Annotated in this window: 26 protein-coding genes; 14 read left to right on the top strand and 12 right to left on the bottom strand. The window is 57.1% G+C overall.

Annotated elements, in window-relative coordinates:
* Window positions 1–4: 4 nt before the first annotated feature.
* Genes RBB62_RS02115 through RBB62_RS02125 form a run of 3 tightly spaced genes read right to left on the bottom strand, consistent with a single transcriptional unit; the run spans window position 5 to window position 2,265 of the window.
* The gene (locus tag RBB62_RS02115) at window positions 5–514 is read right to left on the bottom strand and encodes an adenylyltransferase/cytidyltransferase family protein (protein ID WP_309396547.1); all 510 of its coding nucleotides are present in this window, start codon (window positions 512–514) and stop codon (window positions 5–7) included.
* Complete coding sequence (gene dnaJ, locus RBB62_RS02120; protein WP_309396549.1) at window positions 511–1,653, bottom strand: molecular chaperone DnaJ; 1,143 nt, start codon at window positions 1,651–1,653, stop codon at window positions 511–513. The genes RBB62_RS02115 and dnaJ overlap by 4 nt, the downstream gene beginning before the upstream one ends.
* A gap of 3 nt (window positions 1,654–1,656) precedes the next feature.
* Window positions 1,657–2,265, bottom strand: coding sequence for a nucleotide exchange factor GrpE (locus tag RBB62_RS02125; protein WP_309396551.1), 609 nt, complete (start codon window positions 2,263–2,265; stop codon window positions 1,657–1,659).
* A gap of 156 nt (window positions 2,266–2,421) precedes the next feature.
* On the opposite strand from RBB62_RS02125, the gene RBB62_RS02130 reads away from it, so the two are divergent.
* On the top strand, window positions 2,422–2,709 hold the full coding sequence (locus RBB62_RS02130) for a hypothetical protein (RefSeq protein WP_309396553.1): 288 nt from the start codon (window positions 2,422–2,424) through the stop codon (window positions 2,707–2,709).
* A 327-nt stretch (window positions 2,710–3,036) separates the two neighbouring features.
* Here the strand turns inward: RBB62_RS02130 and RBB62_RS02135 are convergent, their stop codons facing one another.
* The 4 genes from RBB62_RS02135 to RBB62_RS02150 form a co-directional block, all read right to left on the bottom strand.
* Complete coding sequence (locus RBB62_RS02135; protein WP_309396555.1) at window positions 3,037–3,510, bottom strand: nucleoside deaminase; 474 nt, start codon at window positions 3,508–3,510, stop codon at window positions 3,037–3,039.
* Between the two features lie 128 nt (window positions 3,511–3,638).
* Entirely contained in the window at window positions 3,639–4,406 is a 768-nt protein-coding gene (locus RBB62_RS02140; protein WP_309396556.1) for a class I SAM-dependent methyltransferase, read from the bottom strand.
* Between the two features lie 300 nt (window positions 4,407–4,706).
* Window positions 4,707–5,105, bottom strand: a complete 399-nt coding sequence (locus RBB62_RS02145) for a translation initiation factor (protein ID WP_309396558.1) — start codon at window positions 5,103–5,105, stop codon at window positions 4,707–4,709.
* 170 nt (window positions 5,106–5,275) lie between these two features.
* On the bottom strand, window positions 5,276–5,500 hold the full coding sequence (locus RBB62_RS02150) for a hypothetical protein (RefSeq protein ID WP_309396559.1): 225 nt from the start codon (window positions 5,498–5,500) through the stop codon (window positions 5,276–5,278).
* Window positions 5,501–5,669: 169 nt separating this feature from the next.
* Between RBB62_RS02150 and RBB62_RS02155 the strand changes: the two genes are divergently transcribed.
* The 3 genes from RBB62_RS02155 to lpdA all read left to right on the top strand — a co-directional run bounded on the left by RBB62_RS02155 (window position 5,670) and on the right by lpdA (window position 11,396).
* On the top strand, window positions 5,670–8,444 hold the full coding sequence (locus RBB62_RS02155; RefSeq protein WP_309396560.1) for a 2-oxoglutarate dehydrogenase E1 component: 2,775 nt from the start codon (window positions 5,670–5,672) through the stop codon (window positions 8,442–8,444).
* A gap of 169 nt (window positions 8,445–8,613) precedes the next feature.
* Window positions 8,614–9,828 (top strand): 2-oxoglutarate dehydrogenase complex dihydrolipoyllysine-residue succinyltransferase, encoded by a 1,215-nt coding sequence (gene odhB / locus RBB62_RS02160; RefSeq protein WP_309396561.1) that lies wholly within the window; start codon window positions 8,614–8,616, stop codon window positions 9,826–9,828.
* Window positions 9,829–9,998: 170 nt separating this feature from the next.
* Window positions 9,999–11,396, top strand: a complete 1,398-nt coding sequence (lpdA, locus tag RBB62_RS02165) for a dihydrolipoyl dehydrogenase (RefSeq protein ID WP_309396563.1) — start codon at window positions 9,999–10,001, stop codon at window positions 11,394–11,396.
* Between the two features lie 139 nt (window positions 11,397–11,535).
* Here lpdA and RBB62_RS02170 read toward each other — a convergent pair whose 3' ends face one another.
* From RBB62_RS02170 to RBB62_RS02180, 3 genes are read right to left on the bottom strand one after another with little or no spacing between them, the layout of a single operon-like run.
* Window positions 11,536–11,973 carry a hypothetical protein gene (locus RBB62_RS02170; RefSeq protein ID WP_309396564.1) on the bottom strand — a complete coding sequence of 146 codons (438 nt, stop codon included), beginning with the start codon at window positions 11,971–11,973 and terminating at the stop codon, window positions 11,536–11,538.
* Between the two features lie 20 nt (window positions 11,974–11,993).
* Window positions 11,994–13,055, bottom strand: a complete 1,062-nt coding sequence (locus RBB62_RS02175; protein ID WP_309396565.1) for a hypothetical protein — start codon at window positions 13,053–13,055, stop codon at window positions 11,994–11,996.
* Window positions 13,056–13,080: 25 nt separating this feature from the next.
* Window positions 13,081–14,187 carry a hypothetical protein gene (locus tag RBB62_RS02180; RefSeq protein ID WP_309396566.1) on the bottom strand — a complete coding sequence of 369 codons (1,107 nt, stop codon included), beginning with the start codon at window positions 14,185–14,187 and terminating at the stop codon, window positions 13,081–13,083.
* Window positions 14,188–14,727: 540 nt separating this feature from the next.
* On the opposite strand from RBB62_RS02180, the gene RBB62_RS02185 reads away from it, so the two are divergent.
* From RBB62_RS02185 to trpS, 3 genes are all read left to right on the top strand, one after another.
* Complete coding sequence (locus RBB62_RS02185; protein ID WP_309396567.1) at window positions 14,728–15,300, top strand: TVP38/TMEM64 family protein; 573 nt, start codon at window positions 14,728–14,730, stop codon at window positions 15,298–15,300.
* Window positions 15,272–16,618: an exodeoxyribonuclease VII large subunit gene (gene xseA / locus RBB62_RS02190; RefSeq protein WP_309396568.1), complete on the top strand. Its 1,347-nt coding sequence runs from the start codon at window positions 15,272–15,274 to the stop codon at window positions 16,616–16,618. The genes RBB62_RS02185 and xseA overlap by 29 nt, the downstream gene beginning before the upstream one ends.
* Window positions 16,619–16,783: 165 nt before the next feature.
* The gene (gene trpS / locus RBB62_RS02195; RefSeq protein ID WP_309396569.1) at window positions 16,784–17,815 is read left to right on the top strand and encodes a tryptophan--tRNA ligase; all 1,032 of its coding nucleotides are present in this window, start codon (window positions 16,784–16,786) and stop codon (window positions 17,813–17,815) included.
* Window positions 17,816–18,218: 403 nt separating this feature from the next.
* Here the strand turns inward: trpS and RBB62_RS02200 are convergent, their stop codons facing one another.
* Both RBB62_RS02200 and RBB62_RS02205 read right to left on the bottom strand, forming a co-directional pair.
* Window positions 18,219–18,371, bottom strand: coding sequence for a hypothetical protein (locus RBB62_RS02200; protein ID WP_309396570.1), 153 nt, complete (start codon window positions 18,369–18,371; stop codon window positions 18,219–18,221).
* Between the two features lie 27 nt (window positions 18,372–18,398).
* Window positions 18,399–18,581, bottom strand: coding sequence for a hypothetical protein (locus RBB62_RS02205; RefSeq protein ID WP_309396572.1), 183 nt, complete (start codon window positions 18,579–18,581; stop codon window positions 18,399–18,401).
* Between the two features lie 264 nt (window positions 18,582–18,845).
* Here RBB62_RS02205 and RBB62_RS02210 point away from each other — a divergent pair, with 264 nt between their 5' ends.
* From RBB62_RS02210 to RBB62_RS02240, 7 genes are all read left to right on the top strand, one after another.
* A complete protein-coding gene (locus RBB62_RS02210; RefSeq protein ID WP_309396573.1) occupies window positions 18,846–20,648 on the top strand; it encodes a hypothetical protein in 1,803 nt (600 codons plus the stop codon).
* 59 nt (window positions 20,649–20,707) lie between these two features.
* Entirely contained in the window at window positions 20,708–20,872 is a 165-nt protein-coding gene (locus tag RBB62_RS02215) for a hypothetical protein (protein WP_309396575.1), read from the top strand.
* 145 nt (window positions 20,873–21,017) lie between these two features.
* A complete protein-coding gene (locus RBB62_RS02220) occupies window positions 21,018–22,337 on the top strand; it encodes a dicarboxylate/amino acid:cation symporter (protein ID WP_309396576.1) in 1,320 nt (439 codons plus the stop codon).
* A 650-nt stretch (window positions 22,338–22,987) separates the two neighbouring features.
* The gene (locus RBB62_RS02225) at window positions 22,988–24,259 is read left to right on the top strand and encodes an alpha/beta hydrolase (RefSeq protein WP_309396578.1); all 1,272 of its coding nucleotides are present in this window, start codon (window positions 22,988–22,990) and stop codon (window positions 24,257–24,259) included.
* Between the two features lie 44 nt (window positions 24,260–24,303).
* Window positions 24,304–24,519: a hypothetical protein gene (locus RBB62_RS02230; protein ID WP_309396580.1), complete on the top strand. Its 216-nt coding sequence runs from the start codon at window positions 24,304–24,306 to the stop codon at window positions 24,517–24,519.
* A 129-nt stretch (window positions 24,520–24,648) separates the two neighbouring features.
* Window positions 24,649–25,644: an NAD-dependent epimerase/dehydratase family protein gene (locus RBB62_RS02235; RefSeq protein WP_309396581.1), complete on the top strand. Its 996-nt coding sequence runs from the start codon at window positions 24,649–24,651 to the stop codon at window positions 25,642–25,644.
* A gap of 17 nt (window positions 25,645–25,661) precedes the next feature.
* Window positions 25,662–26,084 (top strand): acyl-CoA thioesterase, encoded by a 423-nt coding sequence (locus tag RBB62_RS02240; RefSeq protein WP_309396583.1) that lies wholly within the window; start codon window positions 25,662–25,664, stop codon window positions 26,082–26,084.
* The last annotated feature ends 488 nt before the right edge of the window (window positions 26,085–26,572 follow it).

A 26,572-nucleotide genomic window follows, 5' to 3' on the forward strand; every position in this document is an offset into this window, starting at 1 on the left:
AAAGCTAGAAAGTCTTAGCCGCCGCGCTGATCTTGGCAATCAAACTCGTGGTGCTGTAACCCTGCAAGAATGGCATGAACTGGATGTCTGCGCCGCAGGCTTCGAGTGCGCCGCGTTCTTCGGCGTTGAGCGTTTCCAGCGTGTAGTCGCCGGCCTTGGCGTAAACGTCGGGCTTCAGCGCCTCGATCTCCGCGGTGAGTCGCGGCGTGCCGAAGGTGACGAGCGTGTCGACAAAGTCCAGACGGCCGAGCAAATACGCGCGCTCGAGCTCGCTTTGCACAGGGCGGGTTTCGCCCTTGAGCGCCTTCACGCTGACATCGGAATTGATTGCGATGAACAGCGCGTCGCCGAGCTTGGCGGCCTCGCTCAGGAAGTAAACGTGGCCGGTGTGCAGGAGGTCGAAGCAGCCGTTGGTCAGCACGACCCGCTTGCCCTCGGCGCGCAGCGCTTCGCGGCGGGAAACCGCGTTATTCAGGCTGAGGAGCCGGGGGTTGGGCAGGTCGTTGACGTTCATTCAAACCACTTTTTGGCTTTGTCGAAGAAGGACTTCTCCACCGGCTCGTCGGCGTCGCCGCAGATTTCGGCAAAGTTTTCCAGCGCCGCTTTTTCTTCGCCGGACAGCTTTTTGGGCACCTCGATTTCCACGCGGACAATCTGGTCGCCCACGTGGTTGCCGCGCAAGGCGGGCATGCCCTTGGCGCGCAGGCGGAACTTGGTGCCGCCCTGGGTGCCGGACGGAATCTTGAGCGAAGCGCGGCCCGAGAGGGTCGGCACTTCGATGGAGCCGCCGAGCGCTGCGAGCGTAAACTTGATCGGGATCACGCAATACAGGTCGTCGCCGTGGCGCTCAAAAATGTCGTGCTGCGCGATGTGGAGCGTCACGTAAAGGTCGCCGTAGGGGCCACCCTGGCCGCCGGCATTGCCGTTGCCGCGCGAACGCAGGCGCGAACCGGTGTCCACGCCGGGCGGGATGTTGAGCTTTACCTTGTGCGTGGCGACTTGCACGCCGTGGCCGCGACATTCGTCGCAAGGCTTGTCGACCGTGGTGCCTTGGCCTTGGCAGGTCGGGCAGGCCTGGCGAACCTGAAAAAAGCCGCGCGAGCTGATGACTTGTCCAACGCCGTTACAAGTGGTGCACTTGACGCGCTGGCTGCCGGCTGCTGCGCCGGTGCCACCGCAGCTGCCGCAGTGTTCGTGGCGTCGGTAGGCCACTTCCTTGGTGCAGCCGAGGGCTGCTTCTTCGAGGGAAATTTCGAGGTCTTCGCCGAGGTTTTCTCCTTGAGTCGGGCCGCCGCGCTGGCCGCCACCACCGCCGAAGAATTCTTCGAAGATGCCGCCGCCTCCGCCGCCCCCGCCTTGTTGGCCAAAGAATTCGCGGAAGACGTCAAACGGGTCGTGGAAGCCGCCGGCTCCGCCGCCACCGCCTGCGCCCTGGAACGCGGCGTGACCATAGCGGTCGTAAGCGGCGCGCTTGTCCGGGTCTTTCAGGGCCTCGTAGGCTTCGGAGACTTCTTTAAATTTTTCTTCGGCCTCGGGATTGTCGGGATTTTTGTCCGGGTGATACTTCACGGCCATCTTGCGATAGGCCTTCTTGATCTCCGCGGCGTCCGCATCCCGGCTCACGCCGAGCAGCTCGTAATAATCTTCGGGCATCGCTTAGGAATCTTCCTGGGTTGCGTCGGTCGCCTCGGCCGGGCCGGAGGACACCACGACGGACGCCGGGCGCAGCAGGCGATCGTTGAGCTGGTAGCCCTGGCGCATGACCTTGATGATGTGGTGGTCGGCAATCGTGTCGCTGGCCTCGTGGCCCACGGCTTCGTGCTGGTGGTGGTCGAACTCGTCGCCGGGGGCGGGCGCCACGCTGGTGAGGCCGCGCTGCTCCAGGATCTGATTGATCTGGGTGACGATGAATTCGAAGCCCTTGGCGACGTCGGCGCCGCTTTGGGCCTTGGCCGCGTGCTCGAGGCCGATCTGGAAATTATCAATGGCCGGCAAGAGGTCCTCGATGACGCCGGATTCAACATTCTTGCGCAGGTCGTCCTTTTCGCGGGCGACGCGGCGGCGGTAGTTGTCGAGGTCGGCGACGGCGCGCAGGGTCTTGTCCTTCTGGGCCTGAAGGTCGGCCTGAAGCTGCTCGATCTGGGCCAACAGGGCGCCCACACCGTCGCTGTCCGTGTCTGCTGCGGCGTCGGTTGCTTCGGCCGCTGCTTCTTCGGGATTTACGGGTTGTTCTTCGTTGACTGGTTTTTCGGTCTCGCTGCTCATTGCTGGAAATTTAGAAAACCGCCTAATTTAACCGAAAAGCGCATAAATCAAAGGACTTTTTTGATTCTGAGGAAAAAAGCGGCCCCGCGGGCGGCTTGGGCCGGTTTTTGGCCGAAAAGGGGCTAGCGAGCCGCTTTTTAACCACGAATTGCGCGAATGAACGCGAATTTTAAGCGTTTTGCTGAGTTTGGAGTGCGCCAGCCCTCTGGCGCTTTCGTATTTTCGAGGCACTTCATCCGCAAACGCCGGGCAAAATCAGGCTCCGGTTTCAGTTTTTTTAGCGTCACTCAAAATCCTAAAGCGCCAGAGGGCTGGCGCACTCCAAACTTGCCCGACGAAGGTGAGGTAGCTGGATTTGTAGAAAAAGCCTACTCGGTTCTTTCGCAGTTTCCTATGCGGTTGTTTTTGAATCTCCTATGCGGTTGTTTCGTAGTTTCCTACTAAGGAAACTCGGAATAGCCTACCCGGTTGTCTGAGAAAGAACACTACGGTTCTCTCTGCAACAACAGTGCTGTTGTTTGAGCAATAACCGCACTGTTGTCGTACTAACAACCGCACGGTTCTTTTTGAGAAACCTACCTAGGAGATTTCGGAGTGCGCCGAAGGTGCGTCATTCTGGCGCTTTCGCATTTTTGAGGCGCTTCATCGGCAGGCGCCGGGCAAAATCAGGCTCCGGTTTCAGTTTTTTTAGCGTCACTCAAAATCCTAAAGCGCCAGAGGGCTGGCGCACTCCAAACTTGTCCGACGAAAGTGCGGTAGCTGGCCTGTTTGCTACACGCCGATGTCTTCGTTCCAGAGCTCGGGCTTGGCGGCGATGAAGTCGCGCATCATTTGTTTGCAGGCCTCGCTTTCTAGGTGGACGAGGCGCACGCCGTGTTGGATCAGGGTTTCTTCGGCGCCGAGGAAGGTCTCGTTTTCGCCGATGACTACGGTTGGGATTTTATAGAGCAAAATTGCGCCCGTGCACATGGGGCAGGGGGAGAGCGTGGTGACGATGAAGCTGTTTTGGTAGTCCTTGGCGGTTAGGCGACCGGCGTTTTCGAGGGCGTCCATTTCGCCGTGGCGAATGGCGCTGCCTTGCTGGACGCGTTGATTATGCCCGCGGCCGACGATCTTCGGGCCGTCTTCGGTGTTGAGGACCAGCACCGAGCCAATCGGGATGCCGCCTTCGGCGAGGCCTTGTTGAGCTTCCGCAATGGCGGCGTCGAGGAAGGGCTGGTAGTCCAGGCTGTCGGGTGCGTTCATGGTCGGGTTGGCGTTCAGTTATTCGCGATTACGATAAGCGGGCGGTGGCTCTGGCGCGAGCGAAATGAGGACGCCGATGCCCAACCCAAAGAGCGCCACGAAACCGCGTGCGCGTGCCAATTGTTGCTCTAATATTGTGCTTTGCCGTGGACGGCGCGCACGATTGCTCCGCCGAGGCGGCCATCAGCAATGGCTCCGTGGAGCTGGCGGTAGAGCGAGAGCATATGGGTGTAGAACTCCGGCGAGGTGGTTTCCTCGATGGCGTCTTTTTTCTCCTCAATGCGGGTAACGAGCTGCGCATACCAGTCGGCAAAGAGTGCGTGTAGTGGCTCAATGGTGAAGAGGCGCCAGCCGTTTTGGGCCAGCATGCGCTCGATTTTGTCGAGGTGTAAGGGGTTGGGCAGGAAGGGGCTGCCGTTCTCCATGATCGGTTGGTAGGCGTAGTTGCCGCGGTCCACGTAGTCGAAAATAGCAAACTTGGACTCGTGCGTGGCGACCTTGGATAGCGTGTTGAGCGCGCCAGGCTGATCGCTGAAGGCATAAAACGCGTTGAAGCTGACGAGGAGCTCGTACTCGGGCTTGAGCAAGAGCGAGGCGTCGACGACGTCGGTGTGGATGAAGTTGCAGCGGCGGTAGTGCTCGTTGGCGTAGATGACGGACGGGTGATTGGTGTCGATGCCGGTCACCTGGCCCCAGCCCTGGCTACGAATGTAGTCGGAGGTGGCGCCGAGGCCGCTGCCGACATCGAGGACCTTGGTCTCGGGGTTGCGGGGCAGCTTTTTGAAAACCATGTCGATGGATTCCGCGTCACCCGCGTGGGCGTAGTCTGCCTCGCGCACCAGAGCGAGTGCCTTTTTGCCGGCGAGGCTGTTCATTTGAATAGGAGTGTCCGCCATATGCTTCCAACATGCGCAAACCGCCGGGCATGTAAAGCTTATGGCTGCTGTAGTGGATATGTCTGGTCTTGCGGAGCTATTTGCGATCTACGCGCAAGGTGGCCTGGGAGCGTTCCTGCTCCGCAGTGATGGCAGGAGCGCCCAAAAAGTTCGCATCAGACGGGTTGCGCCAATGCACATTCGCGGACTGAGAAATCCAGTTGCCACTGCTTGCGGAGCGGGGACGCTCCGCGCTACCAATTTAACCGCCTCGCTGGCCATTGCTGCCATGCGGCAATCTCTGGATGCAGCGGCACGTTGCTAGCCGCCGACGCGGACGACGCGGTAGCCGCGCTGGGTGAGCTCGGGCTCGACGGCGTCGCGGACATCGCCTTGCAGCTCCACGGTTTTGCCCTGGACTTTGCCGCCGCAGCCGAGGCGCGACTTGAAATGCTTGAGCATGGCGTCGAGCTCCTGCGGGCCCGTGGTGTTCATGCCTTCGCCGGAGAGAATGGTGACGATCTTGCCGCCGCGTCCGCCCTTCTGGCGTTGCAGGTCCACGCGCCCGCGCTTCTTGGCTTTGGCCGGGGCGGGGGTGGGCTTTTTAGCGGGTGCTGGCTTGGCGGGAGCGTCAGGGAGCCCGGCTCCGCTCAGCGCAGCAAAGGGATTGGCGTCCAGACCGGAACCGCCGTCGGTGGAGATGCGTTGTTTCTTGGACATGGGTTCTTTTATTAAAGGGAGAAGGGAGAAGGGAGAAGGGAGAAGGGAATAGCTTGGTTCGTAGCTACCCGCAAAAGGATCTCGCGAATATGTAAAATTTTCTATGCCGCTTCCAATCCAACTCGCCCCTTCTGCCTTCTCCCATCTCCCTTCTCCCTCACATTCAAAAATCAATGCCCCGAGCAGCCGCCGGGGGGCATGTTTTCTTTTTCGCCGCGGAGGAAGGCCAGGGCTTTGCCGTAGCTGCGGCGCTCCAGGAAGTGGGCCAGGCGCGGGGGGAGGTCCGCTGCGTGGTCGCGGTGGTAGGTGTCGAGGTCGGTGATGACATTAGCCAGGGGCCGATCGCGGCTGTCTAACGATTCCAAATGCTTAAGTAGTGTATCAAAGTCGCTCATGTTTTTAAGCCTTATAGCTTGCCGAAACTCGGGTGGAAGTCTATTCCTACCTGCTCTTATACGCTAAAAAACCGCTTATCTATTAGAAACTTACAGGCTGTTGTTCATATTTTGGACGCAGGATACATTTTTTGTTAAGGCGAAATTTCGCCTCCGAATCCCCACAGACATGAAGAATCTCGGCATCGCTAACCGCTGGAATGCGGACTTGATTGACCAGAACTACGAGCAATGGCTCGACAATCCCGACACGCTCGACGCCGAATGGCGCGCCTTTTTCGAGGGCTATGAGCTGGCCCAGCAGGTCGCTGACGCAGGCGGTGCGGGCGAGACCACCGTTTCCAAGGCCGAGATTGAAGGCCTCGACGCCATCACGCAGTCCCGCGTCATCGGCGCGATCTACGCTTTCCGCTCCATCGGCCACACCCAGGCGCACATCAACCCGCTGACGCCGAACCCGGTGCCGAATCCCCGCCTCGCGCTCGACCGCCTGGGCTTGGAAAACATCGACGAGAACAAGGAATACCACACCGGCAATTACCTGGGCGGCGTCTTCATGACGGTCCCCAAGCTCCTCGAGCGACTCAAGGAAACCTACTGCGCCCACATCGGCTGCGAGTATATTCACATTCAGGAGACGCCGAAGCGCCGCTGGATTCAGGCTGCGATCGAGCCCGATAATTTCGCGCCCAACTTTACCCGCGAGGAAAAGCTCCGCATGCTCGACAAGGTCATGCAGGGCGAAATTTTCGAACGCTTCCTGCACACCCGCTACGTCGGCCAGAAGCGCTTTTCGCTCGAAGGCGGCGAAACGCTCATTGCGGCGCTCGACCTGCTGATCCAGGACTGCCCGAAGAACGGCGTTGAAGAAATCGTCATGGGCATGGCTCACCGTGGCCGCCTCAACGTGTTGGCGAACATCATCGGCAAGTCCTACCAGTTCCTCTTCCGCGAATTTTCGGAAAACTACATTCCCGAGTCCATTCATGGTGATGGCGACGTGAAATACCACCTCGGCTACGAGTCGGTGCTCACGACTGAGTCCGGCCATGAAGTCGAGCTGCGCCTCGCCGCCAACCCAAGCCACCTCGAAGCGGTGGACCCGGTTGTCGAGGGCAAGGCCCGCGCCCGTCAACGCATTCGCGGCGACCTCGAGCGCAAGCGCGTGTTGCCGCTGCTGATCCACGGTGACGCAGCATTTGCCGGCCAGGGCGTGGTCGCAGAAACGCTCAACCTTGCCAAGCTCAAGGGCTACCGCACCGGCGGCACGATCCACGTGGTGATCAACAACCAGATCGGCTTCACCACCGACCCGCGCGATTCGCGTTCCAGCCGCTACTGCACCGACATCGCCAAGATGATCGACGTGCCGATTTTCCACGTCAATGGGGACGACCCACTGGCCGTTTGCTCTGTCATGCGCCTCGCCGCGAAGTATCGCCAGGAGTTCCAGGACGACGTCGTGATCGACATGTATTGCTATCGTCGCCACGGCCACAACGAGTCCGACGAGCCCGGCTTCACCCAGCCCGACCTCTACCAGCGCCTCTCCAAGCACCCGGCGATCAGTGAAAACCTTAAGGAGCGTATGCTGGCTTCCAAGGACATCTCCGAAGCTGAGGCCCAGAAGTTTACCGACGACTACCAGAACACGCTCAACGACGCGTTCATGGACGTCAAAAAGGAAGAGGAAAAGAAGGCCGGCAAGCCGAAGACCAAGGCGCTCAAGCTGCAAGGCTCGTCCGCCGTTACCCAGCCGCCGTTTAACTTCACCAGCGCCAAAACGAGCGTGCCCGCCAAGGAGCTGCGCCACGTCGCCCGCCGCCTCACCGAAGCTCCCGGCAACTTTAAGATCAACTCCAAGATCGCGCGCCAGATTAAGCAGAAGTGGAAGAACTTCGAGGCCGGCGAAGGCATCGACTGGGCCTTTGCGGAGTCCCTCGCCTTCGGCACGCTGCTGATGGAAGGCACGCCCGTGCGCTTGTCCGGTCAGGACTCCGAGCGCGGCACTTTTAGCCAGCGCCATACCGCTTGGTTCGACAGTGAAACGCGCACCCGCTACGTGCCGCTCACCAATCTCGACGCCAACCAGGCCACCTTCTGCGTGCACAACTCGTCTCTCTCCGAGGCGGCGATTCTGGGCTTCGACTACGGTTACTCGATCGACTATCCGGACATGCTCGCCCTGTGGGAAGCGCAGTTCGGCGACTTCGCCAACGGTGCCCAGGTGCACTTCGACCAATTCATCGCCAGCAGTGAATCCAAGTGGGGCCGCGTGAGCGGGCTCGTGATGCTGCTGCCGCACGGCTACGAAGGCCAGGGGCCGGAGCACTCCAGCGCCCGCCTCGAGCGTTATTTGCAAGCCTGCGCGGAGAACAACATCCAGGTCGCGATGATGACCACCCCAGCGCAATACTTCCACATCATCCGCCGCCAGAAGAAGCGCGACTTCCAGAAGCCGCTCGTCATCATGGCACCCAAGAGCCTGCTCCGCCACAAGGGCTGCGTCTCCACGGTTGAAGAGCTGGAGAAGGGCAAGTTCCACGAAATTCTCAACGACGTTGCGCCGCCGAAGAAGGCCAAGCGTATCATTCTCTGCTCGGGCAAGGTTTACTACGACCTCATTGCCCACCGCGAGGAAAACAAAATCACCGACGCCGCCATCGTGCGCGTCGAGCAGCTCTATCCGTTCAACGAAATGCTGCTCAGCGAAATCCTCGCTGGCTACAAGGGCTACGAGCAGCTCGTGTGGTGTCAGGAAGAGCCGCAAAACATGGGCGCGTGGTCCTTCATCTGTCACTACCTCAAGGAGGTGTCAGGCAAGGATGCGATCTACGCGGGCCGTCATGCCGCCGCCAGCCCGGCTCCGGGCTCGCTGGCCATGCACAAGATCGAGCAGGCCGCGCTGATCGACGAAGCGTTCAACAAAACCAAGAACGACTGATCCATGCGCTGCCGGAGCTTTGGAATGCAAAATGGAAAATTCAAAATGCAAAATAACTAAGCTCTGCGCTGCAAAGCAGCTCTCTTTCGCAAAGTAACTTTCTAATACAAAGCAAATCCCACTCGTTAACCCTTTTGCATTCTGCATTTATAATTTTTGAATTAATATCATGGCTGTAGAAATGAAAATCCCGGCTCTGGGCGAGTCGATCACTTCTGGCATCATTGCCGCCTGGCACGTCGCCGAGGGTGACTACGTTGAAAAAGAGCAGGTCATCTTTGAACTCGAAACGGACAAGATCACTTCCGAAGGTCTCGCCGAAGCCAGTGGCACAATCAGCCTCAAGGCCGAAGAAGGCGACGAGGTCGAGATCGGTCAGATCGTGGCCGTTATCGACGACTCCGCCGCGAAGCCCGCTGGTCAGAAATCCGAGGACGGAGGTCAGCAGTCGGAAGCCAGTGAAGCGCCCGCCGCGTCGGCTCCCTCTGGCAAGGCTGCGCCGGACGACGCTATTTCCCCGGCTGTGCGCCGCATCGCAGCCGAGACCGGCATCGATCCGAAGGGCGTCGATGGCTCCGGCAAGGGTGGCCGCGTGACCAAGGGCGATATGCTCGCCGCCGCCGACAAGCCTGCGCCGAAGGCAGAAGCTCCGGCCAAGGCCGCCGCGCCGATCGTCCCCGCTGAGGATCGCCAGACGCGCAAGAAGATGACGCCGCTGCGCAAGAAGATCGCCGAGCGCCTCGTTGCCGCGACTAATGAAGCCGCGCTGCTCACCACTTTCAACGAGGTCGACATGTCCGCCATCATGAAGCTGCGCAAGCAGCATCAGGACAAGTTTGTCGAGCGTCACGGCGTGAAGCTTGGTTTCATGAGCTTCTTCGTGAAGGCCGTGGTCAACGCGCTGCAAGCCGTGCCGGATCTCAACACCCAGCTCGACGGCGACTACGTGATCCAGAATCACTTCTACGACGTGGGCGTGGCCGTGGGCACCGACAAGGGCCTGATGGTTCCTGTGGTCCGCGACTGCGACAAGAAGGGCTTCGCCGAGATCGAGCAGGACATCATCGACTACGCCAAGGCTGCCCGCGCGGGTAAGATCAAGCTCGAGGATTTGAGCGGCGGCGTCTTCACGATTTCCAACGGCGGCATCTACGGCAGCATGCTGTCCACGCCGCTCCTCAACATGCCGCAAACCGGCATCCTCGGCCTGCACAACATCACGCAGCGCGCGGTCGTCATCAACGGCGAAATCGTCGCCCGCCCGATGATGTATCTTGCGCTGAGCTACGACCACCGCGTCGTCGACGGCAAGGGCGCCGTGACCTTCCTCGTGAAGATCAAGGAAGCCATCGAAGACCCGACCTCGCTGATGTTCGGCGTATAAACGAAAACCGACCAACTCAATTTAAACTCACGCAAAGGCGCAAAGACGCAAAGGCCACTCGACTGATAACCAGTAAGAAACCCTTTGCGACTTTGCGTCTTTGCGTGAAATAAACTACACCTCGCATCCGCGCTATCCGTAGTTAAAAAAACTCCCACCACTTTAAGATCATGGCAGATTACGACCTCCTCGTCATTGGCTCCGGCCCCGGCGGCTATGTAGCCGCGTTCCGCGCCGCGCAGCTTGGCTTTAAAACCGCACTCGTCGAGAAAGACGCCACGCTCGGCGGCACGTGTCTCAACGTGGGCTGCATCCCGTCGAAGGCGCTGCTGCACTCCACCGAGATTTTCCACACCGTCAAGGAGCGCGGCGATGTGCACGGCATCAAGGTCGGCAAGCTGACTAGCGACATCCCCGCCATGCTCAAGCGCAAGGACGAGGTCGTCGCCCAGCTCAATGGTGGCGTCGCCCAGCTCGCCAAGGCGCGTAAGGTGGACGTGCTCCGCGGCCTCGGCTCGCTCGAAGGCGAGGGCAAGGTAAAGGTCACGGGGGACGACGGCGAAAAGGTCGTCACCGCCACGCACATCATCATCGCCACGGGCTCAGTGCCGGTGGAGCTGCCGTTCATGAAGTTTGACGGCGACACGATTGTTTCCAGCACCGAAGCCCTGAGCTTTGACAAGGTGCCTAAGAAGCTCGTCGTCGTCGGCGCGGGCGCCATTGGCCTTGAGCTGGGCAGCGTTTGGGCGCGCCTTGGTTCGGAGGTAACCGTCGTCGAACTGCTGCCTCAAATCGCGGGCGCCGTCGATAAGGACGTCGCCAAGCTGTCCGAGCGTTTCTTTAAAAAGCAGGGACTCAGCTTCGAGCTCGGCGCGAAAGTCACCGGTGTCGCCAAGGAAGGCAAGAAGACGTTCCTCACCGCCGAAAAGAAGGACAAGGAGCTCAAGTTTGAAGCCGACAAGATCCTTGTTGCCGTGGGGCGCAAGCCCACCACTGCGGGCCTCGCTGCCGACAAGGCGGGCGTGGAGCTCGACGAGCGCGGCCGCGTGAAGATCGATAACCATTTCCGCACCACCGCCAAGGGCGTTTACGCAATTGGCGACGTCGTCGCGGGCCCGATGCTCGCCCACAAGGCCGAGGAAGAAGCCGTGGCCTGCGTCGAGCTGATCGCTGGCAAGGGCGGCCACGTGAACTACGACGTCATCCCGAGCGTGATCTACACCGAGCCGGAAATCGCCTGCGTGGGCATCGGTGAAGACAAGGCTAAGGCCGACAAGCTGGACGTCAATGTGGGCAAGTTCCCCTTTGCCGCCAACGGCCGGGCCATCGCAGTCGACGGCACCGACGGCTTCTGCAAGGTCATCGCCGACGCCAAGACGGACAAGATTCTCGGCGTGCAAATCATCGGCCACGGTGCCAGCGAGATGATCGCCGCGGCGGTCACCCACATGGAATACGGCGGTAGCGCCGAAGACCTGGGCCGCACGATCCACGCCCACCCGACGATGTCCGAAGCCCTCAAGGAAGCCGGCCTCGCCGTCAGCAAAAGCGCCATCCACGCCCTCTAATCAGCATCCTGCTGGACCGATTGATTCGCGCATTGCGCGAATGCGGGGCAAGGATTTTCAAGGCCGATGCAGTGATGCGTCGGCCTTTGTTTTTGCGCTTAGCGGTGGTGAGAACTTGTCATCGACAAGTCGCGTGGTCCTAGATGACGCCGCCAGTCGTTGCGGTGGAGATGGCTTTTTTAACGACCTTAACGGCAGTGGCGCCGACTTTTTCCCAGCGCGCCTCTCGTGCTTCGAGAGAGCTTTCCAATGCTGAAATATCCTCATTCAGTTTCACTGCTATTTCGCTTATCTTGTCAGAGGTTGTTGCGTTTTTTTTCAGATTGGAGATGTCTTCTTTCAAGTCGTGTAGTGTCTTTAACTTCTCAGTTCTCATCTTTGCAATCTCATCATAGACTGAGTTAATCTCGTCCAAGTCGTCTTTAAGCTTAGACTTCGTGTTTTCGACGAGGTTGTTCAGTGAAGTATTCACCCATGCCCGCGCATCTTCGTATGCGGCATTGGCAACAATGTTGACCTTTAAACGATCTTCGTCGTTTAGTCCTAATAAGTCATAGTCTGGTTTGTTAATGGCCATGGTGTTGCTTCCTAAAGTTGTTATTTAATTTCGGAATATTCCTCTTCTGCTTTTTTCAAAGATTTATCGATATGCTTGGTGAGGGTATTGTCTAGTTTAGCAATTTGATCATCTGCATATTTAATGAGAATGTTGCCGCCTGTAGTGGTCGCCTGCTTTAGAATGTCGTCGGGGCTAAAGGCCAAAATTGATTTTGTCAGGCTCTCATCCAAACCGAGCTCGGATACTAGAGGAATTTCTTTTACGGTTTGCGTCAGCACTCCACGGAGAATGGATTTCCAAATTGGCTCTTTGTTAATGTAAGCATCGATGCTGTCCAACGCTTCGATTTGGGTTTTATACGCCGTTTGCAGGTCTTCATTTCGCTTTTTAAGCGCCTCTTGGTAGTGCTTAAAACTGCTAGTGATATTCGCTTTTCCCCCGTTTTTGAAGGCGTCGTATTCTTTCTCGGCAGCAGCTAAGTTTTTATTGATTTCTACGAGCTTTGATTCGGTGGTTGATTGGATGTAAGCCGCAACTTCCTGCCGTATGGCTAGGGTGGATGCTAGAGTTTCCTCAATGAGTTCCGTTCGATTGTCGCGAAATATATAGCCGGCATAGTGGTATTTTGCCAGTGCTCGATTATAGGCATCGCGGCTGTATTGATCTCCCTCTTGGACTTCGTTTTTCTTGGTTAGAGCCTCCTGTCTATATTTTTCCAATTCAACATTGAGCACCTTGTCATAGGTTTGTTCCAAGTGTTTGACTAAGTCATGGCCGATGAATTGGGCTGCTTTTTCATCGAAATGGTTTAAGGCCTTCGCGCCCGCGTTTTCGATGGCTGCCTTTTCGCTTTTATACCAGGCTATGTTGAGCAGGTAATAATTTTCGGCGGCTTCGACGTAGGCGGTTTCATACTGATTCGCCAAGTTCTGACGTTGCTCGATGTCACTCTTGGATTCATCGCCAAGCTTGTTGGTGAGTGCCTTGAGATCTTGGTTTAAGGTGCTGGCTTGTTCCTTGAGCGCGGTGTTGCACCCAGTCAAGGCGAACGCCATCAGCAGCGCTAGTAGGACGGACAGTTTGATTCGATGCTTAATCATGATGCAGGTAGCTCAGTGGTGGTAGTTACTTCTTCTTGTTGACGACCTCTCGGACTGCAGCGGCAATGGCTGCTTCTTTAATGACAGTAGGCAGGTAGCGATTCAGCTCTTCCATGTTTCTTGGCTTTAAGGAATCTCGAATACCCCTTAATCGCGCTTGTTGCCTTTTGATGGCCTGGGTGCGGTCTTCATTAATGCCGGCTTCTACGGAGCCAAGCACCCGCTCGGAAAGCTTATCAAATTGGTTGGCGATTTTGCGGGTGTTGTAGCCAAAGATAAAGCCGAGTAGCGGCAGCGTGTAAGCACGTGACTCATAGCCTGGCGTATCCAGAAAGCCAAACATGATGGCCATGACAATGATTAGTGAGAGGAACGGGCCGTAAATTAACTTGGTCCAGCCAACCCATTCTTCGAGGGGGCGGTATGTGTTACTGTTGAGGTGCTTGGCAGAGTTGACCAGCAGGTTGGTGATCACGCCAAAGAGCGACCAGAACAGCACTTCAGCTAGCGAGCCCGTAGGGCTAATCCACATCCAGGAGGAGATAACCGTCGGCTTGATGTCGTAGATTAGCGTCTCGTTGTTTTCTTTGAGTAATTCGAGTTGTTTGAGTGCGAGTGCGGTTTTGTCGAAGATCATATCCTCGCCATTGAGAATACTCATGGTGTTGAGCGGTAGGTTCCCCGTAAATTCATTGAGCATTTTGTAGGCGAGCGCGTAATTACCATCGTTATAATCTGTGGTGATTTCCCAGATCCTCGGTTTGTTGGGCCGGTTCACGTACTTTCCGCGGTTATTCAGCGAGATCACATTCAGGTTTGTCTCGTTACGCAGCTTGACGATGTTTTCGTTGTTTTCGCGTATTAGATCGAGAGTCGGTTTGGCTTGCTCGTGGCCTATAAACCAATCTAATCCGCGGGGATCCAGCACATCTGCGTACCCCACATTAGTGATGCGGACGATCGAATGGATTAAATTCTTCTTTTCTTTATCGTCTGCAGTCGACGACAGGCCGAACTGTGGTTTCCAGACAAAATGAGCGAAGACGTACAGGAATAGGATCACCAGGAGTGCCCCGATATGAATCAGGATAAAGCGCTTCCCCTCCCTGCTGGCAGTAGAGTCAGTAGGCATGATTATTATCGTCAGTAGGCCATCTTTATATAGCAAGGCGCGTGAACCATTAAAAATGAGGGGATTTTATGAATAATATTAGGGTTTGTGTGTATTTGGGATTAATTGAATTATTGGTTAGGGCGGGGGATTTTCCAGGTATCCTCTGTTATCGGGCGCGGAAAAACGCCTTTTGGTCGAAAGGCGTTTTGTAGGAGAGGAAGGTGTTGGCCTTTGCAATGGCAGCTTTATCGCGCGCAGTTGCGATGTCTCCGAGGATGAAATCCACCCTCGGGGCAGAGCTCAGATTCGTCCCATTGTGTCCTGAAAGTTTGCTTTAGATTCCATAAAATAGGCAATATAGTGCATTAATATGGCATAAAAGTATTGGTTTGGCGGTGGTTTTTAAATGGGTATGTTTTGCAAGTAGCTTTCTGTTAAGGGTTTGTGGATATTTTGGCGAGCAAGGCTTGGAAATGAACCCAGATCTTCGCAAAAAAGCACCCTTGGTGCCTGACCTTGCCGCTTGCCAATGCGGGGGTGGCGTCTAACGTTCCCGGCATGCACGAACTGGTAGATCAGGTTTTTCAATGGCTGGAGGCGATTAACGGCATCTTTCTGCTGCCCGCGATTGCGCTGCTGCCGCTGATTTTTTTCCCGGTGTCGGTGCTGCTGGTGCTGGTGGGCTACAAATTTGGCCCGGTGTATGGCCTGCTGCTCGCTGTGACTGGCGTGGCGCTCAATGACGCGATTTCCTACTGGCTGGCGCGCACGTTTTTGCGCGGACCTATCCTCCGCCTGCTGGAGCGCAAGAAGATCAAGGTGCCGAAGATTTCGGCGTCGCAGGAGGTGCGGTTTGTCGCGCTGCTGCGCATTGCGCCCGGCACGCCTATGATTATCCAGAGCTATCTGCTTGGTCTGGCCAACGTGAACTTCCGCCGCTACATGCTGCTCTCGGTGCCGATCCAGGCCGTGCACGTGTTTTTGTTCATCATGTTTGGTGACGCGATTTTCGAAGGCAAGGTCGGCACGATCATCTTTGCGGTATCGCTCTTTATCGTGGTGGGCATCATCTGCCGCATGGTTTACACAAGGCAAAAAGCTCGTGGCAACGTCCCGCAGACAGAGTCCTGATGACGCGATTTCGGTCGGGGCTTTTACCCGCCGTGTCCGGCAACTCCTCACCAAGGGCATGCCGCCGTGCTGGGTGCAGGGAGAGGTGTCGAATCTCCGCCGCCAGGCCAGTGGGCATGTTTATTTCACGCTTAAAGATGCCGACAGCCAGCTCTCCTGCGTGCTGTTTCGCATGGACGCGATGCGGCAGACCGTGGACCTCAAAGACGGCATGGCGGTGCTCGTTCATGGCGGCATCGATGTGTATGAGCCGCGGGGCACGTATCAGCTGATTTGCCGCACGGTGATGGAGGTCGGGCAGGGCCGCTTGCAGGAGCGCTTTGAGCAGCTCAAGAAGAAGCTCGCGGCGGAAGGGTTGTTCGACCAGGAACGCAAACGCGCGATCCCGGTTTGGCCGCAAACGGTGGCGGTGGTCACCTCGCCCACGGGCGCGGCGATTCAGGATTTTTGCCGCGTGCTTGAGCGCCGCGATTGGCGTGGACGCGTGGTCGTGGCGGGCTCCAAGGTGCAGGGCGAAGGCGCGTCGACGGACATCGTGGAGGCCCTGCGGCAGATCCACGTGTGGGGCGAGGCAGACTTGATCGTCGTCATGCGCGGCGGCGGCAGTTTGGAAGATCTTTGGTGCTTCAACGAGGAGCGCGTGGCCCGCGCGGTGGCCGCGTGCAAGGTCCCGGTCATCTCGGCCGTCGGGCACGAAATCGACTTCACGCTGAGCGACTTCGCCGCCGACAAACGTGCCGAAACACCGACCGCCGCCGCGGAACTCATTTCGAGCAACTTCATCGAGCTGCGCGACCGCGTGAGTAATCTAGGCCGCGACTTCGAAGGCGCTGTGGACGAGATTTTAAAGACGCAGCGCCACGAGCTGGAGCTGCTCAAGCGCCGGTTGCAGGTCTATCATCCGAAGGCGCAAGTCCGCCAGGCGCAACTGCGTTTGGACGAGCTTTACGGGCGCTTCGAATCGCTGTTTAACGCCCGCCTGGCCAAGGACGGTGCCGACCTGCGTTTGCTGCGTCAGCGGCTGACCGCCGTCGCTCCGGCGCGCCGCGTGGAGCAACTCCGCGAGCGCGTGGGCACGCTGCAGCGTCGCTTTGACCGGGCGACCGATGACGGGCTCCGCCGCCGCCGTGACCGTTTGGGCGTGTTGAAAGACCGCCTCGAGGGCGTCAGTTTGCAGCAGACTTTGAAGCGCGGCTACGCCATTGCCCGCGACCAGCAAGGCCGCGTGGTCACCCGTAAAGAAGCGCTGGCCAAGGGCGACCTGCTGGCCCTCGATTTCGCCGACGGCGAGGTGAAGACAAGAATCGAGGAACTGTAATTTATTAGCCGCGGATGAACGCGGATTAAACACGGATGCCAGCAGGATAGAGGCGATAATTTTATCCGCGTTCAATCCGCGTTCATCCGTGGCTAAATAGCCGCTGGCTAAAAACCCTTGAAACCCCCGCACGCATTGGCTTTATGGAACGTTTTTGAAGTTATCATGAGTGACGCATCCACACAACAGCAGGTCGTCCTGACCTGTGCCCAACCGACCGGCAAACTCCACCTCGGAAATTACCTTGGGGCCGTGCGCAATTGGACGCGTTACCTCGATGGCTATGAGTGCTATTTTGGCATCGTCGACCTGCACGCGATCACTGTGCCCTACGTGCCGGCCGACCTCCGCCGCGACACTATGGAGTGCATCGCGCAATACATCGCCTGCGGCATCGATCCGGACAAGGCGAACATCTTCGTGCAAAGCCACATCATCGGCCATACCGAGCTGGCGTGGATCCTTAGCTGCCTCTGCCCGCTCGGCCAGCTCGAGCGCATGACGCAGTTTAAGGACAAGTCCGCCAAGGCCCGCTCCGAGGACAACCAAGCCTTCATTGGCAGCGGCCTCCTGCAATACCCGGTGCTCATGGCGGCGGACATCCTTCTCTACAACGCCGACATCGTGCCCGTGGGAGAAGACCAGAAGCAACACCTCGAGCTGACCCGCGACCTCGCGCAGAAGTTTAACTTCACGTATTCCGAGACCTTCAAGGTGCCGGACTTGTTCATCCCGAAGACGGGCGCGCGCATCATGTCGCTGCAAAACCCGACCAAGAAGATGTCCAAGAGCGACGAAAACCAGACCTCGACGCTTTACATCACCGACGACGAAAAAACGATCCGCAAAAAGATCGGCAGCGCGGTGACGGACTCTGACTCCGGCCCGGGCTGCGTCCGCGCGTCCGACGACAAGCCCGGCGTAACGAACCTGCTGGGTATCCTCGGAGTGGCGACAGGCAAGTCCGTCGAAGAGCTCGAAAAGGAATTTGCCGAGGCCAGCTACAAGGATTTCAAGGACGCCGTGGCGGACGCCGTGGCCAAGATGCTTGCGCCGGTTCGTGAGAAATACGAAGCCGTCGTGGCCGACAAGAAATACCTGACCGAAGTCATCAAGCGTGGTGACGACGCCGCCCAAAAGCGCGCCTTCAAAATGCTGGGCAAGGTCCAGCGCAAGGCCGGTTTCGTCGCGCGCTGAGGCGAGAGTGAGGTTGAGTTGTAGGCTGGCGCAGGGAGATAACGTTGCCTAAAGCCTCAGGTATATTACATGCATTAGCGGTATTCCGTAGGCAACGAATAGGAATAGGAGCATCACTCCCAGCCCAATCAATGCAGTGAAGATCAGCTGAAATACAAATGGGCTCACACTGCGTTTGTCCCGGTTGTTCGTGGTGTCTTGATACATAGCTGCGTGGTGGTGGATACCATTTTCAGGTTAGCCGCCGAAGCTGAGCCCTTTGGTTACAACATAAACGAAGAGGGCTCCAGCGATTACTAAAAACCCTACGAATCCGGCTAAGAAATTTAATGCGAAGCTAGAGGGACTGATCTTCTTAGAGTTTGGAGTGTTGGTGTCTTGGTTCATTGAGCTGGTGGTTGAGTTAGTGGACATTGCTGAGGGCTTGTTCGAGCATCTTCAGGAAGATGAAGAAAGCGGCTACTGGAATGCTGAGTGTAATGGCAGTTCCGAGGAGCATGATAGAGATGGTCTCGGCGATGCCGGTGCATTCGTTTTTCGTGGTGGCGTCGTGCATGGCGAACTGGTTGGTGGTTGGCGTTGGTTAGCTTGGCCAGATGGAGATCACGTTACACTTTAGCGCGAGAACGAGCAGGAATGCCCCAAGCACGCCGAGTAGCGGGATGGATAGAAGTCCATAGAGGAGGATCTTGGAAATGATATCCAAGGATGAGCCAGGTTCTTGGACTGCGTTATCGGATGAGCGGGAGTCGTTGTTTTGTTCCATGCTATCCATTAACGCCCGATGCGTGCCAATTTTGGTCTATGTTTTGTAAGTGGCTGATGTTCAATTGATGGTGCGTTTTCTTGGCGCTGGGGTTTGCTGTGGGGTTGTGCATGGTATGTAGAAATGCGGGGTGGCGTGTGCATTGTGTGGACAGTGCTTTGATGAAATTTTCCTGAAGACGGCGTCCTTACTCTCTCATTCTCAACATCCACTCTTGCTTCTGTTGAAAACGCCGACTACTCCTAGGCATACCGAATTTGTCCTATGGCCTTCGAAGAAAACGTCCCGCTCCCGAAGATTAATAAAATTCCATTCATCGTGTTCGACGCGGTTCTCCTGCTCTTTGCGGCAGTGATCGTGTTTCGAAGCGATTGGCCGCTGACGCCGCTGATGTTCATGGGCTCGCTGTTCCTCGTCGCGATGGGCGGCGTGGTGGCGTGTTTGCCGTTCCTGATCGAGTTTCGCACCGCCGCCAAGCTAAAGGAATACGATCTGTCGCAGGCGAACACCGAGAACGCCCGCCGCATCGAATCCGCGATGATGGGCATTCAGGAAATCGGCGAATCGGTCATCCAGGCGACCGACCGTAGTGCGGAAATCTGCGGGGCTTTCGAGACCTTGCTTGAGCGCATGGAATCGCGTATCAAGGAGATCAAGGCCGGTGGAGGCGAAGCTTCGCTCGACTCCGAGCAGCTCAAGGAGGCGCTGGGCACACAGTTTGAAACGGCGCGGGATGAGTTTGCCCAGGCCATCGCCGAGCAGGTCGCCATGACCTCGGACAAACAGCACGACAAGCTCAACTCGGCACTGTCGAAATTGCAGGGCTTGCCGATGCAGGTGTCGCTTTTGGGCGACTTGGCAGCGCGTTACCAAGGGCTCATGGCGATGATGCAGGATACTGCCGCGCAGTTGGTGGAGTCGACTCCCACCAGGCCTGAGCCCAAGGTGGAAGTTGCCGAGGCGCTGGAAGGCTCGTTCGACGGCGTGCTCGACGAAGAGGACGAGGAGAATGTTGCCCCCGAGACCGTGGCCATCGTGGAGCACGAAGTTGCCGACGAGGACGAGCTTGAAGATTACACCGAGGCGGTCATTGACGAAGAGCCCGAGTCGGAAGAAGACGATGAGGTGGAAGTCATCGACGAACTGATCGAGGTCGATGTGGAAGAACCGCTCACGGAAGATGAAGAAGTGGGTGACGACTTCGTTGACGAAGTCGAAGGGCCGACTGACGAAGCGGAAGATTTTGACATTGCCAGCTCGTTGCCCGCAGAAGACGAAGACCAGAGCGTCGACGGCGAAGATTTCAGCCAGATGGACGCGCGCTTCGAGGAAGAGCTTGAAAATAGCGCTGAGCCAGAACCTGAATCGGAAGAGACGGTGGACGAAGCCAAGGAACTCCTCGATGAAGAACTTTCCGAAGAAGAGCCCGCTGAGGCCGAGCCAGAATTTCTATCGGACGAGGACTTGGCTGAGGCTGAGCCCGAGCCCGACGCTATGCCCGAAATGAGCGAAGCTGCCTTGGCCGAACTGGAGGAGGAAGATTTTGACATCGCACTGAGCGACGATCTGGAAGAGTCCGAAGAAGTTGAAGCTGTGGCCGAGGAAGCTGAATCGGAAGAAGAGCCAGCGGACGAAGCTGCTCTTGTGGACGCTGAGGTGAGTGGCATGGGCTTTGATGATTGGGACGAATTTGGCGAAATTGCCACCGAAGAGGATGTCGAGGAGTCTCCGGATGAAGAGCCCGAGCAGGGTGAACTCATTGAGGGCGTGGCTGCGGAGCCGAAGTCCAAGCCCAAGAAGCAGCGAGGCGCGACGACGCTGATTGCCCAAGTGTTGATCGGCATTGGCAACAAGCCCTACGTGCGCGGCACGGGCCCTGGGCTGTCGATGGACGCGGGTGTGGCCATGGAATTCTTGGAAATCGGCAAATGGCAGTGGACTGCGCCGAGCAGCGATGAACCTGTCACGGTCTATATCTACAAGAATGATGAAGATTGCGCTGAGGGCGATCCGATTGAGATCCCGGCGGGGCAGCGTCGTTCGGTTGCCCCGAAATTTCCCAAGTGATTGGGGGATTTCGCTGAGCTTGTATGGGTAATGGAAGTCCGTTCTGGCTATGCATATGCATGGCTGACGTACGAAAGCGAGATTATGAAGACAACCCACCCACGACCATGCCGCCGTTTGAAACTTTGCCTCACTTTAATCGGAGTTGGGCTGGCGGCGCTGTTGTCCCAGGGGTGCTCCAGCTCCACGCACTACAGCGGGGCAGTCGCGACGAGCACGAATAGTTCGCTGGGTGATGGGCAGTTCCACATGCGCCCCTGCACCTACGAATACAGGGAGTAGCGGTTGCTCTCTTGTTCGTTTGCTAAGTGCTAAAGGCGGATTCCGCCAAGGGAAAATTCCATTTTTTCTTTTCATTGCCCTCCATCCGTGAAGCATGAACTCATGAATCCACTCAAGTGGAAACTCCATTGGCAAATTTTAGCCGCCCTCGTGTTATCTCTCATGGCGACGGTCGTCATCAAGTCGACCGGTGGCGCTGACGCTGCACTGGGCGCGAATGTGTTGGGCGCTTGCTCGTTCTTGGGCAAGCTGTTCATGAACGCGCTGAAGATGATTATCGTGCCTTTGGTGGCCAGCTCGATCATCGCGGCAATGGCGGGCCTGACCGGTGGCCGGGATTTCCGGCGCATGGGTTTTAAGACGCTGGCTTATTACGTGTGCAGTGGCGCCGTAGCCGTGACGATTGGCTTGCTGCTCGTCAATGTGATTGCCCCCGGCACAGTCGACCCGGAGGTCGCCGCACGGATGGAGGCCAACGCAAACGCCGCGAACGCGGGCGAGATCATTTCGGCCAAGGTCGAGGGCAAGAGCGCGCAGGATATTTGGGACGTCTTCTTGCGGATGTTTCCCGCAAACATCATCGAGAATGCCAGCAACAACGGAAAGTTGCTTGGGTTGATTACTTTCAGTGTGCTGTTTGGTTACTTTATCAGCCGGCTGGATGAAAAGTGGCGCTCAACGCAGGTCAACTTCTGGGAGGGTGCCAGCCAAGTGATGATCGGCGTGACAGAGCTTATTCTCAAGTTCGCGCCAATCGGTGTGTTCGCGCTCGTGACCCCGCGTTTGGTTGAGCTCGGTATGGATTTAATCGAGCCGCTGTCGAAGTTTACCCTTACGGTCCTGCTGGGGCTACTTCTGCACATCGCGGCGCTTTGCGGGGTGTTGGCGTTTTTCAAGGTCAACCCCTGGACGCACCTTAAAGCGATGTCGGACCCGCTGCTGACGGCGTTTTCCACGGCGAGCTCGGCGGGCACCCTGCCGCTGACGATGGAGACGGTTGAAAAAGGTGCCAAGGTGTCTCCCCGCACGGCCAGCTTTACGCTGCCGCTCGGCGCAACGGTCAACATGGACGGTACCGCGCTCTACGAATGCGTGGTCGTCATTTTCGTGACGCAGGTCATCGCGGTCATCGATCCGAGCTTCGACCCGCTGACGCTGAGCCAGCAGATTATGGTAGTCTTCCTGGCGCTGACGACGTCCATTGGCGTGGCGGGTGTTCCCTCGGCGAGCATTGTGGCGATCTTCCTGATCATGGGCGTGCTCGGCGTGCCCACGGAATACATTGGGCTGATCTGGGTCGTCGACCGCGCCTTGGACATGTGTCGCACGGCGGTTAACGTCTTCAGCGATACCTGCGCGGCCGTGATCATCGCTAAAACCGAGGGCGAGCCGATTTACGAAGATTAGCTTAGAGGGCGTCTAAAAAGTCTGATCGAGTCGGCGAGATGTATTCGAGAGGCAAAATTTCGGCTTCTGAAGCGAGGCGAAACAAGTTTCGTCGAGATGAAGAAATGATATTTTGGCCTCGGAGGCGCTCTCCGACGAAGACCACTTGAGTTTTTAGACGCCCTCTTAGAGCTGAGCCCATTTGCTGCCCTGTTCGGCTCATGGATTATAACTGGCAGCAGGACGATTGGCCGAACTTCCGTTATGACCTGGCGTAAGTTGAGGCTGATCTGTTGGCGTTTGCGTTGGCATTTCAATCACGGCCTTCCAAGGCAAATGCACTGTCTGGATTGCTTTGCCCGCCCGAAAATGCCAATTTATCACTCCAAAAGTTTGCTTTAGATTCCATGAAATGGATAAATATTTCCCCTAAAAGTGCATAAAAGTATTAGTTTTGTTGTATCACTTATTCTTAATTATGCGTTTTTATGAAGTGTTGCGATTTGAAAGATGTTGTCATATAGTAGGTTGTGAATCTGTTTGGCGGCGGAATTTAGATTGATAATTGATAATCAGCGAAAAATGGCGTGTTTTCCGATTTGGCCGAAAAATGCGGGTGGAAAAAAAAATGCCATTGCGGGTTGATGTGAGGCGTTTTAATTACCTTGGGCATGCGCTACCACGCCCTGTTTCTCATGGTGCTATCTGGCATTCTCGCCGGCTGTGCCAGCAAGTCTTACCAATTGGAAGTCATGCGCGCGCCTGCGGTTTACGAGAACGGTGAGATCGATCCCCTCAGCGTTGAGCGCCCCAGGGACGCGAATGCCTACGCGGGCATGCTTTACGCCACCAACCGAATGCCGACCCGGGACGAAGAGGACCGCCGCGACTTTGGCTCGGAGTTTTACGGCGGCGATGTTGATGGCGTAGTCCGCGTGGGGGTGGCGAAGGTCACGGTGACGGATTCTGAGCTCGACTGGGAAGCAGTCCGCAAAATGAGCACCAGTGCAGTGCGAGACAGGGATTTGGTGATTCAAATTGAGAGCGTGGATGAGCTGGGTGTATTGTCGAACACCCGGCATCCGTTTGTGAAGGACCCGACGCCGGATACGCCCAACGCGGATGCAGCCTTTGCTGGTCTGATCAACCGCCAGTTGGCTCAATCCGAAGATAAGGAGATTTTGATTTTTGTGCATGGCTATAAAACGCCGTTTGACGATCCCGTGCTGGTGGCGACCGAGTTTTGGCACTTCATGGGCTATGATGGTGTGACCATTGCCTACTCTTGGCCGTCGACCCCGAGCTTGCTGGCTTATTTGCGCGACATTGAGGCCTCGGGGAACAGTGCCCGTGAGTTCCGCCGCTTCCTGCAGTTTCTCGCTGACCACACGGACGTGGAGAAGATCAACGTGTTGGCCTACAGCGCTGGCACCCGCATGGCCGCAGAGACCCTGCACAACATAGCGATCGACCAAAGCGCGCCGCACCTTGGGCACGTGATCCTAGTGAGCGGGGATGTCAGTGCGGCGAAGGTGGGGGCGCTTTTGGCCGATCACGCCCTCGATAAGGTGGACAAATTTACCATCTACAATTCCACGGGCGACATGGCGCTCGGTTTCAGCGATTGGCTCTTTGATCGTAAGCGTATCGGTGCATCTCATGAGGCTCTTGCCCAGCTCCCACAGGCTATGGAGTTTGTGCGTAACTCTAATAAGCTGCAATTGATCAATGTTTCTGACGCCGAGGATGCCACGAAAGGAAACGGTCATGGCTATTTTCGCAATAGCCCCTGGACCAGCAGCGATATTCTGGCATCTCTCGACTACCACCTGACGCCTGCCGAGCGTGGCCTAGTTTGGAACGACGCCTCCGGAGAATGGACTTTCCCGCCAGACTATCTGGAAAAGCTTCGCGCCGCGATTAAGGCGCGAGTTGAGCAGTGATGTTTTTTTCCGTCTAAGGGGATCGGCTCGGAATGCTCATCTTAATGGGACTTGCGTTGCTCGGTGTGCCATTGGTCATTGCAGCTTTGGCGGGGCTGATCGTTTGTTTGGTCAAGAAGCGCTGGAAGATCGCGGTTCTTTGCGTGATCCTGCCAAGCGTTTATTGGGCTGGGGTGCTCTGGCTTTTTGAAGAGGATCGCAAGACGGTCGATAAGATCATGGAAGAGCATCCGGACGATTGGACTGACTACGTTTGGTGACCCTCTTCACTTTGAAATATGGTAGCGTCGGCGCGTCTCGCATCGCACCCGTGCTGACGGAGTTGCCTTGAGAATTGCAGGTTCCGCAATGGGCTTTACGCGCCCGCTGAATTACGCATACCTAGCAGCATGAAAATCCTGGTCACTGGCAGTGGAGGTTTCCTTGGCGCGCGCATTGTTGGGCTGCTCCTGGAGCGTGGCTATGCGGTGCGCGGCTTTGGGCGCTCGCCGCAGCCGGGCAATGTCCTGCGTGGCGTGGAGGTGATACAAGGCGACTTGGCGGACGCCGAGGCAGTTGACGAGGCAGTGGCCGGTTGCGACGCGGTGTTTCACGTCGCGGCGAAGGCCGGTGTGTGGGGCAGCGAGGAATCGTTTTTCGCAGCCAACGTCACCGGTGCGCGCAATGTTTTAAAAGCCTGCCAAAAGCATGGCGTCGAACGCTTGGTTTACACGAGCACGCCGAGCGTAACCTTCTCCGGCGAAGCCTTTGAAGGCGCCGATGAATCCCTGCCGCTGAACCCGAAAAACGAGCTCAGCCCCTATGCCCGCACCAAGGCCATTGCTGAGGGCGAGCTGCTCGCTGCGCATGGCGAAGCCGGTGTCCGCATCTGTGCGCTGCGCCCACATTTAATCTGGGGTGTGGGCGATCCGCACCTGGTGCCGCGTGTGGTGGCCAAGGCGAAAACCGGCCGCCTGCGCATCGTGGGGGAGGGCGAAAATCGCGTCGATCTGACTCATGTTGACAACGCTGCCCGCGCACACTTGCAGGCCTTTGATGCGCTGCTCCACGGGGCAACAGGTGGCAAGGCGTATTTTCTGTCCGACGGCCAACCGGTCGTGCTCTGGGAGTGGATTAATGACCTGCTGAAGCGCGTCGATGTGCCGCCGATCGAGAAGAAGATTTCCGCCAAGGCCGCGACGAAAATTGGCGGCGTCTGCGAGTGGCTATGGGGCACGTTTGGCCTGAGCGGCGAGCCGCCGATGACGCGTTTTGTGGCGACTGAGTTGGCCAAGAGCCACTGGTTTTCCATCGACGCCGCGCGCCGGGATTTTGCTTATAGCCCGCATGTCGATCTCGCGAAAGCGCTGGAAGATGTGGCTCGGGATTTGCAATCAGCAGACTGACGTAGTTGGATGCGCAGATGCCCGAACCCGTTTTTGAATTCCGCAGCCACGTTTATTTTGATGAGCTCGACGCCCTATGGGTGCTGCATCACAGTCGCTATCTGATGCACCTCGAGCGCGCGCAGCAGGCGTTTTTTCAGCACTTGCTCGGCGTGCCGGATTTCAATGCGAAGCGCGATGAGGACATCTATGTTGTGGTGAGGAATTTGGAGCTTAACTACCGCACGGCGCTACGTGATCCCGGCCCGGTGCTGATCCGCTACCGGGTGTCGCGCATCCGGGCGGCAGGCGTTTCCATGCCGTTCGAATTTCTCTCGGGCGACGGCGAAACGCTCTACTGCGACGGCGTCCGGACGGTGTGCAAGCTCGGTGGGCAGACTCATCAGCCGACCGAGTGGAGCCCGGCGTTTCGCGCGGCGCTCGATGCATGGGCAGGATAAGCTCCGCTAAATGCGATGAGGCGGATATGGAGTGCGGCAGCCCTCTGCCGCTTTGAGTATTTTGGGTAAGGTTAAATTTTTTGCTAACTGCATATCTTGCATAATCGGTTCCATCCTAAAGCGCCAGAGGGCTGGCGCACTCCATAGTCAAATCCAACGAACCATTCTTAAGCTCTTTGCCTGTGAATTGATTCCCCAACGGGTGGTTTATGCTGTTTCGCCGTTGTTAAAAAAGTCACGGATCAGTCTACTGTATTTACCTGATTTTTAGCGGCTTACGCAGTCTTGGAAGGTCTGGAAATTGGCTGTGAATAACTTGGCGGTAACTAAGAATATCTCTTCCTTGTGCGATGGGGCGATTTCGTGGCATTCTGGTGACGCTCACCCCATTGCGTTGCCATGCGCCTGTGCCGTTGTTTAACTCTAATTGATCTTCCGTTCCTATATCTAGTGGTTTCTGTGGAAAAATCACCCTAGATGTAGTGGTA

Source organism: Cerasicoccus maritimus (genome assembly GCA_031296935.1).
GTDB classification, from domain to species: Bacteria; Verrucomicrobiota; Verrucomicrobiia; order Opitutales; family Cerasicoccaceae; genus Cerasicoccus; species Cerasicoccus maritimus.

Bases quoted from the DNA above. Each gene is read 5' to 3' on its own strand.
- RBB62_RS02115 (WP_309396547.1), bottom strand. From the start codon at position 514: ATGAACGTCAACGACCTGCCCAACCCCCGGCTCCTCAGCCTGAATAAC.
- dnaJ (WP_309396549.1), bottom strand. From the start codon at position 1,653: ATGCCCGAAGATTATTACGAGCTGCTCGGCGTGAGCCGGGATGCGGAC.
- RBB62_RS02125 (WP_309396551.1), bottom strand. From the start codon at position 2,265: ATGAGCAGCGAGACCGAAAAACCAGTCAACGAAGAACAACCCGTAAAT.
- RBB62_RS02130 (WP_309396553.1), top strand. From the start codon at position 2,422: ATGAACGCGAATTTTAAGCGTTTTGCTGAGTTTGGAGTGCGCCAGCCC.
- RBB62_RS02135 (WP_309396555.1), bottom strand. From the start codon at position 3,510: ATGAACGCACCCGACAGCCTGGACTACCAGCCCTTCCTCGACGCCGCC.
- RBB62_RS02140 (WP_309396556.1), bottom strand. From the start codon at position 4,406: ATGGCGGACACTCCTATTCAAATGAACAGCCTCGCCGGCAAAAAGGCA.
- RBB62_RS02145 (WP_309396558.1), bottom strand. From the start codon at position 5,105: ATGTCCAAGAAACAACGCATCTCCACCGACGGCGGTTCCGGTCTGGAC.
- RBB62_RS02150 (WP_309396559.1), bottom strand. From the start codon at position 5,500: ATGAGCGACTTTGATACACTACTTAAGCATTTGGAATCGTTAGACAGC.
- RBB62_RS02155 (WP_309396560.1), top strand. From the start codon at position 5,670: ATGAAGAATCTCGGCATCGCTAACCGCTGGAATGCGGACTTGATTGAC.
- odhB (WP_309396561.1), top strand. From the start codon at position 8,614: ATGGCTGTAGAAATGAAAATCCCGGCTCTGGGCGAGTCGATCACTTCT.
- lpdA (WP_309396563.1), top strand. From the start codon at position 9,999: ATGGCAGATTACGACCTCCTCGTCATTGGCTCCGGCCCCGGCGGCTAT.
- RBB62_RS02170 (WP_309396564.1), bottom strand. From the start codon at position 11,973: ATGGCCATTAACAAACCAGACTATGACTTATTAGGACTAAACGACGAA.
- RBB62_RS02175 (WP_309396565.1), bottom strand. From the start codon at position 13,055: ATGATTAAGCATCGAATCAAACTGTCCGTCCTACTAGCGCTGCTGATG.
- RBB62_RS02180 (WP_309396566.1), bottom strand. From the start codon at position 14,187: ATGCCTACTGACTCTACTGCCAGCAGGGAGGGGAAGCGCTTTATCCTG.
- RBB62_RS02185 (WP_309396567.1), top strand. From the start codon at position 14,728: ATGCACGAACTGGTAGATCAGGTTTTTCAATGGCTGGAGGCGATTAAC.
- trpS (WP_309396569.1), top strand. From the start codon at position 16,784: ATGAGTGACGCATCCACACAACAGCAGGTCGTCCTGACCTGTGCCCAA.
- RBB62_RS02200 (WP_309396570.1), bottom strand. From the start codon at position 18,371: ATGCACGACGCCACCACGAAAAACGAATGCACCGGCATCGCCGAGACC.
- RBB62_RS02205 (WP_309396572.1), bottom strand. From the start codon at position 18,581: ATGGAACAAAACAACGACTCCCGCTCATCCGATAACGCAGTCCAAGAA.
- RBB62_RS02210 (WP_309396573.1), top strand. From the start codon at position 18,846: ATGGCCTTCGAAGAAAACGTCCCGCTCCCGAAGATTAATAAAATTCCA.
- RBB62_RS02215 (WP_309396575.1), top strand. From the start codon at position 20,708: ATGGCTGACGTACGAAAGCGAGATTATGAAGACAACCCACCCACGACC.
- RBB62_RS02225 (WP_309396578.1), top strand. From the start codon at position 22,988: ATGCGCTACCACGCCCTGTTTCTCATGGTGCTATCTGGCATTCTCGCC.
- RBB62_RS02230 (WP_309396580.1), top strand. From the start codon at position 24,304: ATGGGACTTGCGTTGCTCGGTGTGCCATTGGTCATTGCAGCTTTGGCG.
- RBB62_RS02235 (WP_309396581.1), top strand. From the start codon at position 24,649: ATGAAAATCCTGGTCACTGGCAGTGGAGGTTTCCTTGGCGCGCGCATT.
- RBB62_RS02240 (WP_309396583.1), top strand. From the start codon at position 25,662: ATGCCCGAACCCGTTTTTGAATTCCGCAGCCACGTTTATTTTGATGAG.